At 37.3% G+C, this 14,080-nt stretch carries 13 protein-coding genes; all 13 read right to left on the bottom strand.

Going from position 1 to position 14,080, the window contains the following annotated elements:
* Positions 1-442: 442 nt before the first annotated feature.
* Positions 443-1,615 carry an AI-2E family transporter gene (locus GKE48_RS12330; protein WP_154301194.1) on the bottom strand — a complete coding sequence of 391 codons (1,173 nt, stop codon included), beginning with the start codon at positions 1,613-1,615 and terminating at the stop codon, positions 443-445.
* Positions 1,616-1,706: 91 nt separating this feature from the next.
* Positions 1,707-2,375, bottom strand: a complete 669-nt coding sequence (locus GKE48_RS12325) for a hypothetical protein (protein ID WP_173016938.1) — start codon at positions 2,373-2,375, stop codon at positions 1,707-1,709.
* A gap of 144 nt (positions 2,376-2,519) precedes the next feature.
* Positions 2,520-2,861: a P-II family nitrogen regulator gene (locus tag GKE48_RS12320; protein ID WP_012738834.1), complete on the bottom strand. Its 342-nt coding sequence runs from the start codon at positions 2,859-2,861 to the stop codon at positions 2,520-2,522.
* 236 nt (positions 2,862-3,097) lie between these two features.
* A complete protein-coding gene (locus GKE48_RS12315) occupies positions 3,098-3,841 on the bottom strand; it encodes a hypothetical protein (protein ID WP_006426953.1) in 744 nt (247 codons plus the stop codon).
* Between the two features lie 140 nt (positions 3,842-3,981).
* Positions 3,982-4,365 carry a DUF6262 family protein gene (locus GKE48_RS12310; RefSeq protein WP_015513361.1) on the bottom strand — a complete coding sequence of 128 codons (384 nt, stop codon included), beginning with the start codon at positions 4,363-4,365 and terminating at the stop codon, positions 3,982-3,984.
* Positions 4,340-5,839: a tyrosine-type recombinase/integrase gene (locus GKE48_RS12305; RefSeq protein WP_154301193.1), complete on the bottom strand. Its 1,500-nt coding sequence runs from the start codon at positions 5,837-5,839 to the stop codon at positions 4,340-4,342. The genes GKE48_RS12310 and GKE48_RS12305 overlap by 26 nt, the downstream gene beginning before the upstream one ends.
* On the bottom strand, positions 5,829-7,559 hold the full coding sequence (locus tag GKE48_RS12300) for a tyrosine-type recombinase/integrase (RefSeq protein WP_055261955.1): 1,731 nt from the start codon (positions 7,557-7,559) through the stop codon (positions 5,829-5,831). The genes GKE48_RS12305 and GKE48_RS12300 overlap by 11 nt, the downstream gene beginning before the upstream one ends.
* 28 nt (positions 7,560-7,587) lie before the next feature.
* The gene (locus tag GKE48_RS12295) at positions 7,588-8,712 is read right to left on the bottom strand and encodes a tyrosine-type recombinase/integrase (protein WP_006426957.1); all 1,125 of its coding nucleotides are present in this window, start codon (positions 8,710-8,712) and stop codon (positions 7,588-7,590) included.
* A gap of 155 nt (positions 8,713-8,867) precedes the next feature.
* The gene (locus GKE48_RS12290; RefSeq protein ID WP_154301192.1) at positions 8,868-10,835 is read right to left on the bottom strand and encodes an ATP-dependent DNA helicase; all 1,968 of its coding nucleotides are present in this window, start codon (positions 10,833-10,835) and stop codon (positions 8,868-8,870) included.
* 517 nt (positions 10,836-11,352) lie between these two features.
* Complete coding sequence (locus GKE48_RS12285; protein ID WP_118188558.1) at positions 11,353-11,787, bottom strand: helix-turn-helix transcriptional regulator; 435 nt, start codon at positions 11,785-11,787, stop codon at positions 11,353-11,355.
* 545 nt (positions 11,788-12,332) lie between these two features.
* Positions 12,333-12,956 (bottom strand): hypothetical protein, encoded by a 624-nt coding sequence (locus GKE48_RS12280; protein WP_330583133.1) that lies wholly within the window; start codon positions 12,954-12,956, stop codon positions 12,333-12,335.
* 13 nt (positions 12,957-12,969) lie between these two features.
* On the bottom strand, positions 12,970-13,512 hold the full coding sequence (locus GKE48_RS12275; RefSeq protein WP_154301191.1) for a hypothetical protein: 543 nt from the start codon (positions 13,510-13,512) through the stop codon (positions 12,970-12,972).
* Positions 13,509-14,048, bottom strand: coding sequence for a DUF5104 domain-containing protein (locus GKE48_RS12270; protein WP_154301190.1), 540 nt, complete (start codon positions 14,046-14,048; stop codon positions 13,509-13,511). The genes GKE48_RS12275 and GKE48_RS12270 overlap by 4 nt, the downstream gene beginning before the upstream one ends.
* Positions 14,049-14,080 lie beyond the last annotated feature (32 nt).

Below are 14,080 nucleotides of genomic sequence, written 5' to 3'. Positions count from 1 at the left end.
TATAGGGAGTATTATGCTCATTAAATGATGTATAAAAATATAAAGTGATGTCTACTTTTTGTTGACTAGTGCATTTCACAACAATTCTGGACCTTTTACATCATTCTCTTGCTTGTAAGGTCCAATCCTCCACACTTTCTCACTCAATTTGGACTTCCACATGCCTCTTCACCACTCCAGCGTCCAATCCGCCACCACAGCTCCACCGCATATTACACTCCACCTGCCAATCCACCGCACAAAAGTCTTCCGTGAGAATGAAGTCAGGCGACTATACAACTCGTTTTCAAACCGTTGCGAAGACGCCGGCACTTAGTAAGCTGGGACAGTTGGCTTAACGCCAACGAATCCCAGCGAGCTTAGTACCGCTGCGTCGTAGAACGAGCGCAAGCGTGTTTGAAAACAAGCTGCATAGCCGCCTGACTTCCATTCCCGGAAGGCATCACCCCTTAAACTTTCCCTTATCAATCTCCTTCTCTTCCACTTTCCTATTCACATATGTCCGAAGCAGCGCATAACACACTGAACTGATTGGAATAAATGTAAGCATACCCATTATACCAAACAGATTGCCACCGATTGTAACAGCAACAAGCACCCATATTCCCGGCAGTCCAACTGAACTTCCGACAACATGAGGATATATAAGATTTCCTTCAATCTGCTGTAATATAAGGAATACTCCCACAAATATCAGCGCCTTTATCGGGCTTGTCATCATTATAAGAATCACACCAACTATACATCCGATAAATGCTCCAACAATCGGAATAAGTGCAGTAACCGCAATAATAATTCCTATAAGAAGCGCATAAGGCATTCTCAATATAGACAATGTAATAACAAACATCGTTCCAAGAATACATGCTTCAAGACACTGTCCTGACAGGAAATTAGAGAATGTAGTGTTGGTAAGTCTTAACACTTCAATAATTTTATCTGCCCTGTTCTCAGACATGCACACATACATAAGCTTCTTGCATTGCGCTGTAAGCCTCTCTTTCTGAAACAGCACATACACAGAAAAGACAAATCCAATAAAGAAATTAGTGACTCCTGAGAAAAATCCGCTTATTGCACCAATTCCTCCATTGATAATTCCTTTAGTTCCTATTGAAAGGAAATTCATAACATTTGAAAGAACAGAATCCCAGTTGATTGATATGCTGCTTAACTTTTCCTCATACTCAGGATATGCAGACAGCTTGACCTGCAGCCAGTTGATAAGATTATTAACCGCTGTCGGCACCTGTCTTATAAGGTCAGCTATTGTGTTTACCAGTTCAGGCACAACCACAAAAAGTACACCTGCAATAATAGCCAGTATCAAAATCAGTGTAAGCATATAAGCAAGCACTCTTATAAGTCTGGGATGCTTCTTCTTACAACGCTTGTCAAACAGCCTGTTAAGTCCTTTTTCAATTGCTTTCATAGGTACATTGAATACAAATGCGATGACTGCGCCAATTATAAATGGCATTACAAGTCCTGCAAGATATGATATAGAATCAAGAATTCCAGTCACATTGTTAAGGGCAAGATATATTACAATTAGCACTGCACCAATCGTAATTCCCTTAACAACCTGACTGTCTTTAAAATGTCCTTTGTTCATACAACCCCTCCACTCTTTAAAGTTACTTCTAATATACTATACAGAAGTCCGGGATTCAAACATATTATATAAATTTAAGAATTGTAAAATGTTAGTTATACTGTGCATCAACCATACTCATCATCATTCGCATATTGAATGCTCCCATAAATTTTACTGATGGAAGATATACAAAATGCTTCTTCTGGATTACACAGTCATCCTCATATTCATCATCATACACTTCAAGTCTCATAACTTCATTAACAAACTGTCCCTTACCCGGTTCAACATTGAATGCACCCTCAATAAATGGTGCATAACAGTCTCTGTCACCACTCTGGTCAGGATCATATGCAATAAATGTATGAATCATACTTTCATATTTAGTAATAAACAGTCCATTATCTGCACCGCTTTCCTTTAGTGCATTTCTGTAATTGTCCATCTCTTCTTCATACACTGCTGACTGTTTGTTAATAATCTCTTCTAACTCACCCGCAGTCATAGGAATATTTTCTGCAAAGAAAAATGCGAGTGGCTGGATGCTTCCATATAATAAAAAGCAGCTCATATCCGAATTAAGAGTCTGTGATACCTCAAGCTTATCAGTATCCCCCATATACATAAGAACTGCAAAATTGCCCTTCGCAGTAAACTCCTTAAGCATATTAATAGCTGCCTTTAATTCTGTTCTCGAAAAATGTCTCATAATTTCTAATTCCTTTTCATTTAAACTATCGTTGATTATATCACCTATGACTGATATTTTCACTTCCAAATTTTACTTTTCATAATTTCATACAATCTTCATTCAGATATATGGACTTCAATATGCCACCACTTCTCAAAAATAAGCAGCCGCCCTGTTGATCAAACAGGACGGCTGCCTCTACAAAAAGATTAGGAAAGTAAGAAAGCTTTATCACAGAGCGTCGTTACCGGTTTCACCGGTTCTTATCTTGACTACTCCCTCAATATCCTTGATGAATATCTTACCATCACCAAAACTGTTAGTATTAAGTTCTTCCAATACCTTATTAATTATACCCTCAACTATCTCGTCTTTTACGACAGTTCTTACACTTAATTTAGGTAAAAGATTTATACCCGGAGTTTCATCTCTTGTATATACCTGACCTGCGCCCTTCTGGTGTCCATAGCCAAATATTGTTGTAATCATTACACCTCTAGCACCCTCACTGTCAAGAATCCTTTTAAGATTCTCCAGCTTCTCAGGCTTTATAACTATCTCTAATTCTTTCATAATCCATAACCTCTTTTCTTCACATTTTAATATTCCTTATCACCATCAGGTGTCTTCATCCATACCTTTTCATGCTTCCACTTAATAAGAATCATATACAGCCATAGTATAAGACCTACACCCATATATCCTGCAAATCCCAACCATGTTGCAATGTAAAATGTAGCCAGTTCCCCTCATGCGTTGATTTTACTGGGTTTAACTGTATACAAAACTGTGTTTACTGTTACTATCTTTCATTCTTTTCCAAAATAGCTTTGAAGCATAGGCCACATTATTTTCATATATGACACAAAGCTCAGCTCTACTTGTGCTTCATTAAACCATCCAACCATAAAGCTATTTATCTCTTCAAATAATACTTTTGAAAGTTTCTGAATAATAATTGTGTTATCCACTTCTTCAGTATAATCTTTCGCATACATTTTACATATAGAACGCACTCCAAAATAATTATATAGCACACCTACCGTTGTTTTTAATGCTTCAATATCTCTTGGAAAATCTGTTCTATTCATCATATTCACTACTAATTGATGTCTTGAGTTTAGGTAATTCCTAACTGTACTATTACCTATTTCAACATCAACTGTAAATGAAAAATCTTGAGTTTGTATACTATCTGCTCCTAACATTATCATCAATTCAACTTGTGCTGCATGATATTCTGTATAACCAGACAAAGCCATATATTTCCAAGAATCTTGCTTTGCATACATTTCCGTATCTAAAATATGCGTAAATTCATGAAACACAATATACCTTGGTATTTCCGAACTTTTGCATATCCTTAATATATGTTCATCTGTTTTCGTATTATAGTAAGCTTGGGCGGCTGAAGCGAATCCTGCTGCATCGCTTTCCTCAACATTAATTTCAAAAAAATCTATCTTATACTGTGGTAATTTCTCAATTTCCATAAACTCAATATATTCTTTTTCATATTCTTTAATTAAATTTTTAATTTGTATTTCTGTCATATTGTTTTATACCTCATATCAAAGTTAGCATTTCACTTTTAGTATACCATAAAACAATCCCATTCTCATTCTATATATTTTATCCTCAACGATGAAAAGATGTGTCTGCACACATCTCTTCCATCTTATTATTTTCAATGTTATAAGTTCTTAATAAAATTCAAATCCTGTTTCCGTAATGCCTTCTGTAACTTTTCGTTCTTTCTCTTCAGTTCCTTATTTTCTCTGCTCAGAGCTGCCACCTTCTGGTTCAACAGTTCAATCTGTTTTTCCATCGCCATGTTCAGAATTTCTCTTCTTGGATCTATCATTCCGGCCTGTTGCTCTACTGCTTGGTTCAATGTATCCCGGACGGTTGGATTTTTATAAAAGAATCCTCTCGACAATCCAGTTTTCTTCATCAGCTTTGGAACGCTGATACGTTCTTTATTTGCCAGCATATCTTGTATTGCTTGCAATGCCAGTTCAATTTTCTCTTTACTTTTTCTCTGATTTTCCTCAATCATCTTGTCGTATTTGCTCATATTCTTCACCCCATCTTGCCAGACTCATATATATGATGTCACTCATCCTCTGTCTTACTTCTCTGGTTTCGTCTGCCATTCTTTGATTGCTCATTTTCCGGTAATGCTGTACATTATTCAGTCTTTTATGCCCCAATAGTCTCGCTATCGTCCAGTCATCCAGATGCATTTCTGTAAGTTTGACGCCATAGTAGTGCCGGAACATGTGCGTTCCAAACCCGAATAATTCGCCATGATCATCTTTCAACTGCTTTTCCTGTATCATGGACATGACTTTTGTTTTTATAGCCATATACTGCATCGGGCGGTCAGGTTCTTTTTCATTAACAAATATGTATTCTGTATCACCGAACTTTTCCTGTGTATATTCAATAGAACTCTGTAACAGTTTTGCAAGTTCTTTACTGATCGGTTTTTTATATCTTTTAGTTTTAACTTGATATATTTCAATCATATCTTGGCCATTTTCTCTCGTCAGACAATCTGGTCTCAGTGTAAGGGTATCTGATATCCTAGTTCCAAGCATCTGATGTATCAGAAGACATCTTGCAATCTGTACATCCATCTGTGTAATTTCCGCATTCAGTCGTTTCATTTCATCATCAGAATACACTCTAAATTCTGCATTTACTTCCGGTGGAATATCCGTATTAATAAATAAATGCTCCAATCTTTCATAGCTGTAAATTTTTCCGATTGTCTCTAACTGTCGTCTTAATGAAATTACATAAGAACTATTCGCACTATGGGAAGTATCTTTTGTTGACAGATGTATCAAAAATTCTTCCAGCACTTCTCTGTCTATTTCACTGCAACTTTTTATTTTGGAATACTCTTTTTGGAGATATTCTGAGAATATCCTCATTATTGTCAGTTCTCCCTGTACAGTTCCTATTGCTTCATACTGTAGATTCATATAAACAGCTTTCTTACATTCTTCCCGGATATCTGGCTGATATATTTTTCTGAAATCCAGTGTTTTTACATTATAAATTGGATTGGATCTGATTTTAATATCCAGATTTTTTAGTTCCCAAACATCTTTTTCTATCTCATCCCGTAAATCTTCTGGCTCTAAAAATTTCAGTACGTTTCTGAAATATAATATCGTCACTGCTTCGCCATAGCTTACTGTACCATACACACTCTTCTTTTCTTTTACAATGGTTATTCCCTGTTCTAACATCCAGCCTTTTAAAAGTGATATCCATTTTTCTGGATTTCTATCTCCAAGGCTTTTGATTCTCCGATTTATTCTGCTGTTCAAAAACTTTGCAATATGATTATAAGCTGTTCGATCCTGAATCAATGCTCTAAACGTTCCGTTTTTGCAGCGATACATAATATAACCTCGAAACTCTTCCTTTAATTCTTGCGTTGGAAGCAACGTTAAATCAAATTTTCCATTATCCTTACGTGTCCCTGTTTCTTGTAAATTGGGGAAATCGCTGAAGTATATAATATCATTTTCCATCTTTTTCCTCTTTCTTTAGCCATGATGCTAAACTACTTCCTTGCATTTCAAAGAACTCATCATTTGCTTTTGCAATCCTTTGTGGCATATAATCAATATACTGTCTTGTCATCTCTTCATAAGTATGTCCAAGATAATCCCTGATACTTTGCAGTGATACATGACTGTCATAAAACATAGTTGCTACTGTATGTCGATAATCGTGTGATTGAAATAAATATTCTCCATTTGCAATCTTATTTTCCCGGCACGCTTCTATCATCTGAGTTCGGAATGTGCCATATAGACAAGCACCACCTCTGTTGTTTTTAAAAATGAATTCTTCAGGCTGAATTTCATGTTTTTTCAAGTATACTTTCATAATCTGATAAAGTGCCTGTGGGATTGGAATCCTTTTATAATTCTTCATTTTGACCTGATACACCTGAATCCAATAATCCTCGCCCTGCTGATAATAAGCATTTCCTTTCAATGTACACACTTCACTCGCCCGTAATCCTAGACACCACAGATGTAGGAACATACATCGTAATCGCTCTGGAAAAAGATATAATTTTTTCAAAATTTCCATATATACTGTTTCCTCAACGCTACGATCATGATGTACTACTACTTCTTTTTGTTGGAAATATTCAATTCGGAATGGCATTCTTGTAATATACTGTTTAACTTCCATGAATTTATAAAAATGACCGATACCGAAAATTCTTTCATTAAATCCCTTTGCCTGCATTCCCCGTTCTCGCAAGCCGTCTGCATACTTTTTTACTTCTGCGACAGTTGCATGAATCGCCAGTATCTTTTCTTGTTCCAGCAGTTCAATAAAATTTCTAATACATACAAATCTTCGTACAATCGTGCTGACTGCCTGTCCAGTAATTCCCAGTTCATATTTCATGTATGCCTGTAAAATTTCTCGATTCTGTATTTCCTTGACTTCCATAAAAGAAATGCTAATTAAGGATTTACTTTCGTCTATCCGATGTTTTCCAAGATGTAATCGTTCCAGATACCATACATTTGCTTCCCATTGGATCTGTTCCTGCTGCATAAACGCATCTCTTCTGCATTCACCTAAAATACTTCGTTGACTCGTTTCGGGAAAATTCTTTAAAATAGTTTCCACTTGTTCCATTTCCAGCAATCCAATATCCGTAATATTTAACTGAACACAAGAATCATAAAGAAGTTTTAAGGATTTTAACCTGACATTTCTATAAGCCTTAGACATTGAAGTATTTGCAATGATACGACTCAACGTATAAAAAATTTGTTTCTTTAAAACTTCTGAACAATTTTGTGTAAAATCCCACACCAATAGGTTTGTTTTATAAGAAGTTTCAAAGGTCTCAGCTATTTCCTTTTCCGGATAATACTTCAGAAAATAAATTTTATTTTGATATTTCCATTCATATATCCGCTTTCCATTTAGCGTCTGCATCTGTTGATAGATATGTTGTTGTTTTACCGTATCATATATTTTCAAATAGAAAGATACAATTTGTGATCGTATCTGTCCTCTTAAATATTGTTCATACGAATTTCGCAAAGGATAATCCATTTCTTCCAGATGCCAGATTTTTCTATCTGCCAAGAACTTTTTCAATTTGTTAATTCTTGAATCGCTTTTTATTCCAAGTGCATCAATTTCTGAATATAGTTCCTGCTTTTTCTTCTCAATATCTACTTCAGATTCTGTTATGTGTTCTGCCTGTTGCAATAAATATATAGGTATTTCTCACACCTCCCTACTCCAGCAGACGTTCCGCCCCATAAATAGCAGTGTGTTGTGCATAAAACTCATTACTTGCTTCTATCAGTTCATCATCCAGCCAGTCCAGATACTTTATAGTCGTATCCAAATGTTTATGCCCCAATGCCTGACTGATCATTTCCAGTTCCCATCCTGCCTGCTTTCGCATATTTGCAAAATAGTGACGTAACATGTGGGGTGTGATTTTAACTCCGGTTTTCTTTTCCATTCGGTCCAACATATCATATACACTGTCCACTCTTAATGGCTTTCCAATGTTCTCACCCATGATATTCACAAACAGGTAATCCTGATGTTGCAGGATTTTCCGATATTTTGCCAGATAATCCATGAGAAATTCAAACGTATCATTACTTATCTTGGCACTTCTGTATTCCGCATTTTTGGCTCTCGCTTCATTTTCATTATCTTCCCGGAAGCATACCCTTATCATGTGATTCCTATAATCAATATCTTTGACATATTTTACTCCCAGTAGTTCCCCAATTCTGTATCCGGTTTCTGCTAACATAAGTAACAGAAGCTGATCTCTTCGGTTCGTACAGGCCTGTAAAATTGTAATAATCTGATTTTCTTTTGCTGTTCTCCCACGATGTTCCTCTTCCTTCAGATAGGCTTTAAAAGAATGATTCCGCAGTACCTTTTTTACTCCCACCTGATTAACCGCTATAATCTGGTTATACGATAAGGTTTTGAGACTTCCGTACTGTTCATATTCTGCCTCTATAAATAAATAGAACCTGAACACATCTTTTAAGTATGCGTTGCAGGTTCCTTCATTCGGACACTTCTTTTCTCCAGCCGTTTGCTCTGTATGGTTTCCGGCTTTAAGCCAGTATAAAAATTCCACAAAGTGTTCTGTCTGTTTTTCATAATCTAACTGATAGACTTCTGTGAGTTCCATTTCTTTCTCTGCCATATATTTCATATAATAGCAGATTGAAAATGCTGTGCGTTTCACTGTATTTGGTGAACGTTTACATTTAATCTTATGCATTAGATATTTACTTGGCAGTTCTTCAATACTCATTGTTTCCAGATTTCTGATGAAAAAATATTTTTCTGTTCCATCTTTTATCGTTTCCACCTTGTATATCATAAGCTGCCTCCTTTCCTCTAACGCTATACACAGTATACCCACTTCATGCCGAAATAGCTATTCATCAATACCAACAATCTCACCGAAAACGCCCTTGAAATACCACCAAACTTTTCGTGCAAAATCTGCTTTTTCTGTAGCAGAACCACGAACGGTTACAGGTAGTATTCCACGCCTTTTCGGTTTCGGATAAAGTGCTGGACATCCTTGATATCTTTTGCCATCTTGCAGCTCGGAAGCGCACACATTACTTCCTCATGATACCTGCCACCTTCTCCTGCACGCTCGTCTAAAATGGACACGACACAAGTATCTGTCTCGGTGCGGAGAGCACGTCCGAATCCCTGTCTTAGTTTTTTCTGCATGTCTGGAACAATCACTGCCTGAATATAATCTTTCAGGCTGGCATATTCCTTCTTCTGTGCTTCACTGATGGGATCAGGAACAGCAAAGGGCAGTTTTACTATAATCAGCGAAGATACCATATCTCCAGGTAAGTCTACTCCTTCCCAACAGGAGCCGGCTGCAAAAAGGACAGCATTGTCCATCTGTTTAAATCTTGTGATCTCTTCCGGTGAATGTCTCCACACCTCTATCATCGGGAACGGAATTTCATCCCTTAACATCTGGTAAACGTTTCCCATCAAATGATAAGATGTAAACAGCACCAGCGTATGCCCGTAAGTCGAACAGATCAGTGAATGGATATGTCCTGCTATCATCTCTGCCTCTTCCTGACTTTCTCTTCTGCATGTCTTCAAATTCTTTGGCAGATATAACAGACAGTTCTTCTGATATTCAAACGGGGAGTCTGCCACATATTCCCGGACTCTCCGTACTCCCTGTAGTCCTGTCATTTTCCGAATATGGGAAAATCCCTGTCCGGTTTTTAAAGTTCCGCTTGTAAGAATCGCTCCCATTCCTCTGCTCCACAACATCTGATCCAGATACTGTGGAATCCGTCTGCTGGATGCACACAATATAATCCTGTGATCATGGTCCTGCTTCAGATGCAGCACATACTTCTTATCCTGATGGAAAAAGCATTCCAGCACACTTTTGGTTTCTTCCAGCTTGTTTCTGATCCACTTTGGAATCTTCTTTTCTAATTTTTCTATGATCTTATTCATGGTCTGTATCCCCTCATATAAATACATTGCACACTCTTCTGTCATGTGGAATTCTTCTTTTATCCCATATCTGGTTCTGTGGTTTTCTCCTATGATATCCAGCACCATCCGGATCGTCCCGGACAGTTTTCTTATCTCCGGACCTTGGTACTCTTTCCCAAGATAAAAGCAGATTTCCCGGATATCGTCATAACAGAGGCTCTTCCCGAACATCTGCTTTGCCGCATCTGGCAGCTTGTGTGCTTCATCTACAATCAATGCCCTGTAGTCTTTTAATAACGGGCGGTAATCCTGCAGCCTGTGATAACCATCAGCCAGCAGATAATTGTGATTACAGATCTGAATGAACATTTCATGATCTCTGGAACGCTCCAGATACTGCTGATACCTGCATGAGCCTCTTTTCGGGCAGTCTCCCGAACAGAACTTTGGCACATTCACCAGCCTTCGGTCAAACCCACTTAAATTAGACACCTCGTCCATATCATAATGTTCTTTTAACGACAGCAGAGCTTCTTTCTGCATCGCATTTTTGTTTTTTCCTTCGATTGCAACGATTCGTTGCATTAATCTCTCATCGCAGACAAAATGCTCTTTCCCTTTCCGTATTACCGCTTTGATGGGAGCCTGAATCGTTCCGTTCTCCTGAAGAATCCGGGAGAGAAAAGGGATATATTCTGTAAGAATTGCTTTCTGGAGTGCAATGCTGGAAGTGGATATCACGACCGGACGCTGCTCATAAGGGGAACATCCTTCTGCAAGGAGGGAATATTTTCTCATCAGAACACAGGCCACCAGATAAGCATACGTCTTGCCGATACCGACACCCGCGTCACACAGTGCTATGTTTCTTCCCAGCAGGTTATCCAGCATTTCGTGGCATAACATAATCTGTTCTTCCCTTACTGCCATTCCATGTTCCGGGAACAGCACTCGGAAAATAGTATCAATTTCTCGATGCGCTCTATTGAGATATTCTCTTGTGTAATACATAATTTGTTACCTGATATGCGTGCTGATATCACATCAATACGGCTGTAAAGGATTTCTCCCTACAGCCGTATGTATCTGATATCAACGACACATTCTTCCTTGATTTCTTATACTTTTGTTTTTTGGCGTTGTATTTGTCCTCGACTCCCCCATTGCCTTACGGGAACATTACAGGCGGATGCTTGGCATTGCACCGCTCACGGATTTTCTAAAGGTCTTGCTGATTACAACCCAAAGTCCATCCTCTGCTCACTGGCAGTTCCTATGTATCATTATCCCCTCGTAAGTGATCCTCGCAAAAGACCGCCACGGTCCTGTTTCAGTTAAAGGTGATTCGCTCGAAACAAAAACACCAGCAAAGAATTTTTTATATTCTTTCCTGTCATTTTCATCTGTCCTCGCGCCTTCCTGACACGCTTCTACTTACGGGAACGTACCTGTAATGCTGGTATAGAATTGTCAAAGTACACTGGCAAAATTTACCTGCCTATTAAATAGCCGACGAAAACCGCCATAATTATTCAATTTTCAACAAATTTTTTAATTTATTTCTCAAACGGTTTCTCTTTGTGTAAACAGTCTGCTCTGCAAGTCCCATGATCTTAGCGATTTCTCTTCCCGAATATCCCCATGTACTAAGTAAAAGTATCTCTAATGTCTGATGTTCTGTGCCCTTTAATAATTCATAGATCCGTCGATCTCCAATGTTGTCTAAAAGTTCCCGGATATCCTGTGCAAACCGTCCTTTGTCCCTTTGTTTTATGGAATCCATATCCTGCATCATTTCATCCAGATGTTCCCGGTATCTGCGCTCTTCCAGAAAATCTTCTCTGTCCATCTGGCGCAACTTTTGGATCTTCTCTTCTTCCATTCCCAGTTCACGCAGTTTCTTTTCTTCCTGTTCTTTCCAATAATTCCACTTTCGTTCTTCACTTGTCTTGTTATAAGCCATTTATCTTTCCTCCGATCTGATTTTTGGTATAGAAATCAAATCGAAGTATGGCGGTGATCGGATATGTGGTGTCCCACGATTCTCGAAAAATGTCGAATAAAAAAGTGCTGCAACCAGTTCGATCACAACACTTTGCTTTTTATTCCCATTTTGTTGTCTTAAGCACTTTCTTTGATACAAATATAATTCTTCTCCTTGCTATGCCTTTCCTTAAAACACCACAAAGAAAAGTATATAAAAAAAGGCTGTCAAAACTATGTTATATAACAGTCACTTAACAGTCATTTTTCGCATTATCCGACATCTTTCGACATTTCTTCTAAGTCCGTTAATATCCAAATAATTTTTCACCTTCTTTCGTTCCTTCGGAATTATCTTGCATTCTCTAAATCATTTTCAGAGCCTTCATCTACAGGAGCTGTCACTGGCAGCTCCTTCCGAACGCATGGCGATACAGAGACCCTGCCACTGGCAGATTCTCTTGCATACTTTGATATAAAAACTGCCAGGATTTTACCCCGGCAGTCCACTTTTTCCATATTCAGTTATTCTGTTGGAAACATCACTGTCTCCAGCTTGTTTCTTTCGGTTTCAGACAGATCATACGTCCCAGAATGATTCTTTTCCACTTTTACAGTTACTGTCACCGGAGCTCCATAGCTGTTCTTGTCAATGCTCTTCTGCACACTTTCCGTTAAAACAGATGCAAATACACCCGGATCTGTTTCTTTCATTCCCTGTGCAATCTTTTCCTTGCTGACTTCTGCAGAGCTCTGCTGCAATGTCTGAAATACATCGGACGGTTCAACTTTTACACTGATCGTGTAATTTCCATCCTCATCCTTTTTCTCATCCTGCACCTTGTACTTCGCCAGTTTTTTAACCTCTGCCATCTTCTCTGTGTAAGCTGCAATCTCCTCTTCTGTGATGTTATCGGAAGAAGCAAATTGCTGACGGATACTTTCATTGAAATCTTCTTCGACCTGTTTCTTCACATCCTCTTCTGAGATTTCCATCAGATTCGCATAATCTGTATACTCTCTATGATACTCTGCATCAAGAGAAGATTGGACATAGGATTTAGCATTGAAATCTTTTGGGGATGAACAAGCTGTCAAGCTAATTATTATTAACATAACAATTCCAACAATTGTTCTAACATTTTTCACTCTTTCACCTATATTATTTCCACTTAAAACTTTTTATCAGATTTTTAGCAACTTCATCACATTCTCCTGATTCATCAAAATTGCTTTCCTGTACTAGACAATATTTTTTTTCACCGACTATATAATACTGATTCGTTATTAATCCCGTATCATTTTCTGCTACTGTAAATAAATATACTGTATTGTCTCCACTCTGAAAACCCGATGCTGTTAATGTCACATCTGAATATCCTGATAATTGTTCAGAAATTTGTTGTTGAATTGCTTCTTTAAAACGTTCACTTTCTTCTTTACTGTATTTATTTTCTCCGATACTAACTGCTATATTATCTGGTTGTCTCTGTTTTTCTGTTCCTTCTTTTACATAGAAAAACATATCATCCGTTGAATGTTCCTTATTTTCAATCCATTGTTTAGAAACACAATATTCACCAAACGTTTTGATATATTTCTGCTCCTCTATATTTTCCTTTCTTGAATTATCTTTTTTCGAACATCCTATTACTAATACCACAATACAAAATACGATTCCTAATGTCCAAATCATTTTTTTCACTCTTCCTTTCCTCCTTCATCCCAACCAGGCCAGTATATTCCATTTTTTTCATACGTCTTACATACTGGTTTATCTTCATTTTCAAACGATTTTACTACTAGTTTAGATATTCCTTTATCTTTTGATTTTCTTCCTTCTACAATCGTATATTCTACATAAAAATCATATTTTTTTTCTTTTGTGGTAACTAAAAACTCTGCACAAACTTCTCTGGTCAAATCAAACTTATTTCCATAATGAGTCATACTACTATAATCTATACGTTTGATTTTTTCTGTTTCACCTTGATATTCATCAAAAAGATACTCATATCCTTTTTCTAAATCATCAACTTTTTCAAGTGTATTCTCTGAAAATAATTTTTCAACTGCACTTTCATCATGCGTATTTATTGCATCGATTATTTTTTCACATTCTATATTAGATTTATCGAATTCGCTCATAAAATATAATTTAATTTTATCTTTAATACCACATCCTCCTAATAAAAAACTTATTACACATAAAAAACCTATTATTTTAATCTTTTTAGTCATGCAAATAGCCTCTTTTTATTTCATCCTCCAGT

The organism is Lachnospira eligens (assembly GCF_009680455.1).
Taxonomy (GTDB): Bacteria; Bacillota; Clostridia; order Lachnospirales; family Lachnospiraceae; genus Lachnospira; species Lachnospira eligens_A.
The sequence above is the reverse complement of the archived record's forward strand: the minus strand, read 5'-3'. Positions and strand labels throughout refer to the sequence as shown.

What these genes read in the sequence shown, in the direction of transcription:
- GKE48_RS12330 (WP_154301194.1), bottom strand. Translation starts at nt 1,615, where the DNA reads ATGAACAAAGGACATTTTAAAGACAGTCAGGTTGTTAAGGGAATTACG.
- GKE48_RS12320 (WP_012738834.1), bottom strand. Translation starts at nt 2,861, where the DNA reads ATGAAAGAATTAGAGATAGTTATAAAGCCTGAGAAGCTGGAGAATCTT.
- GKE48_RS12315 (WP_006426953.1), bottom strand. Translation starts at nt 3,841, where the DNA reads ATGACAGAAATACAAATTAAAAATTTAATTAAAGAATATGAAAAAGAA.
- GKE48_RS12310 (WP_015513361.1), bottom strand. Translation starts at nt 4,365, where the DNA reads ATGAGCAAATACGACAAGATGATTGAGGAAAATCAGAGAAAAAGTAAA.
- GKE48_RS12305 (WP_154301193.1), bottom strand. Translation starts at nt 5,839, where the DNA reads ATGGAAAATGATATTATATACTTCAGCGATTTCCCCAATTTACAAGAA.
- GKE48_RS12295 (WP_006426957.1), bottom strand. Translation starts at nt 8,712, where the DNA reads ATGATATACAAGGTGGAAACGATAAAAGATGGAACAGAAAAATATTTT.
- GKE48_RS12290 (WP_154301192.1), bottom strand. Translation starts at nt 10,835, where the DNA reads ATGTATTACACAAGAGAATATCTCAATAGAGCGCATCGAGAAATTGAT.
- GKE48_RS12285 (WP_118188558.1), bottom strand. Translation starts at nt 11,787, where the DNA reads ATGGCTTATAACAAGACAAGTGAAGAACGAAAGTGGAATTATTGGAAA.
- GKE48_RS12270 (WP_154301190.1), bottom strand. Translation starts at nt 14,048, where the DNA reads ATGACTAAAAAGATTAAAATAATAGGTTTTTTATGTGTAATAAGTTTT.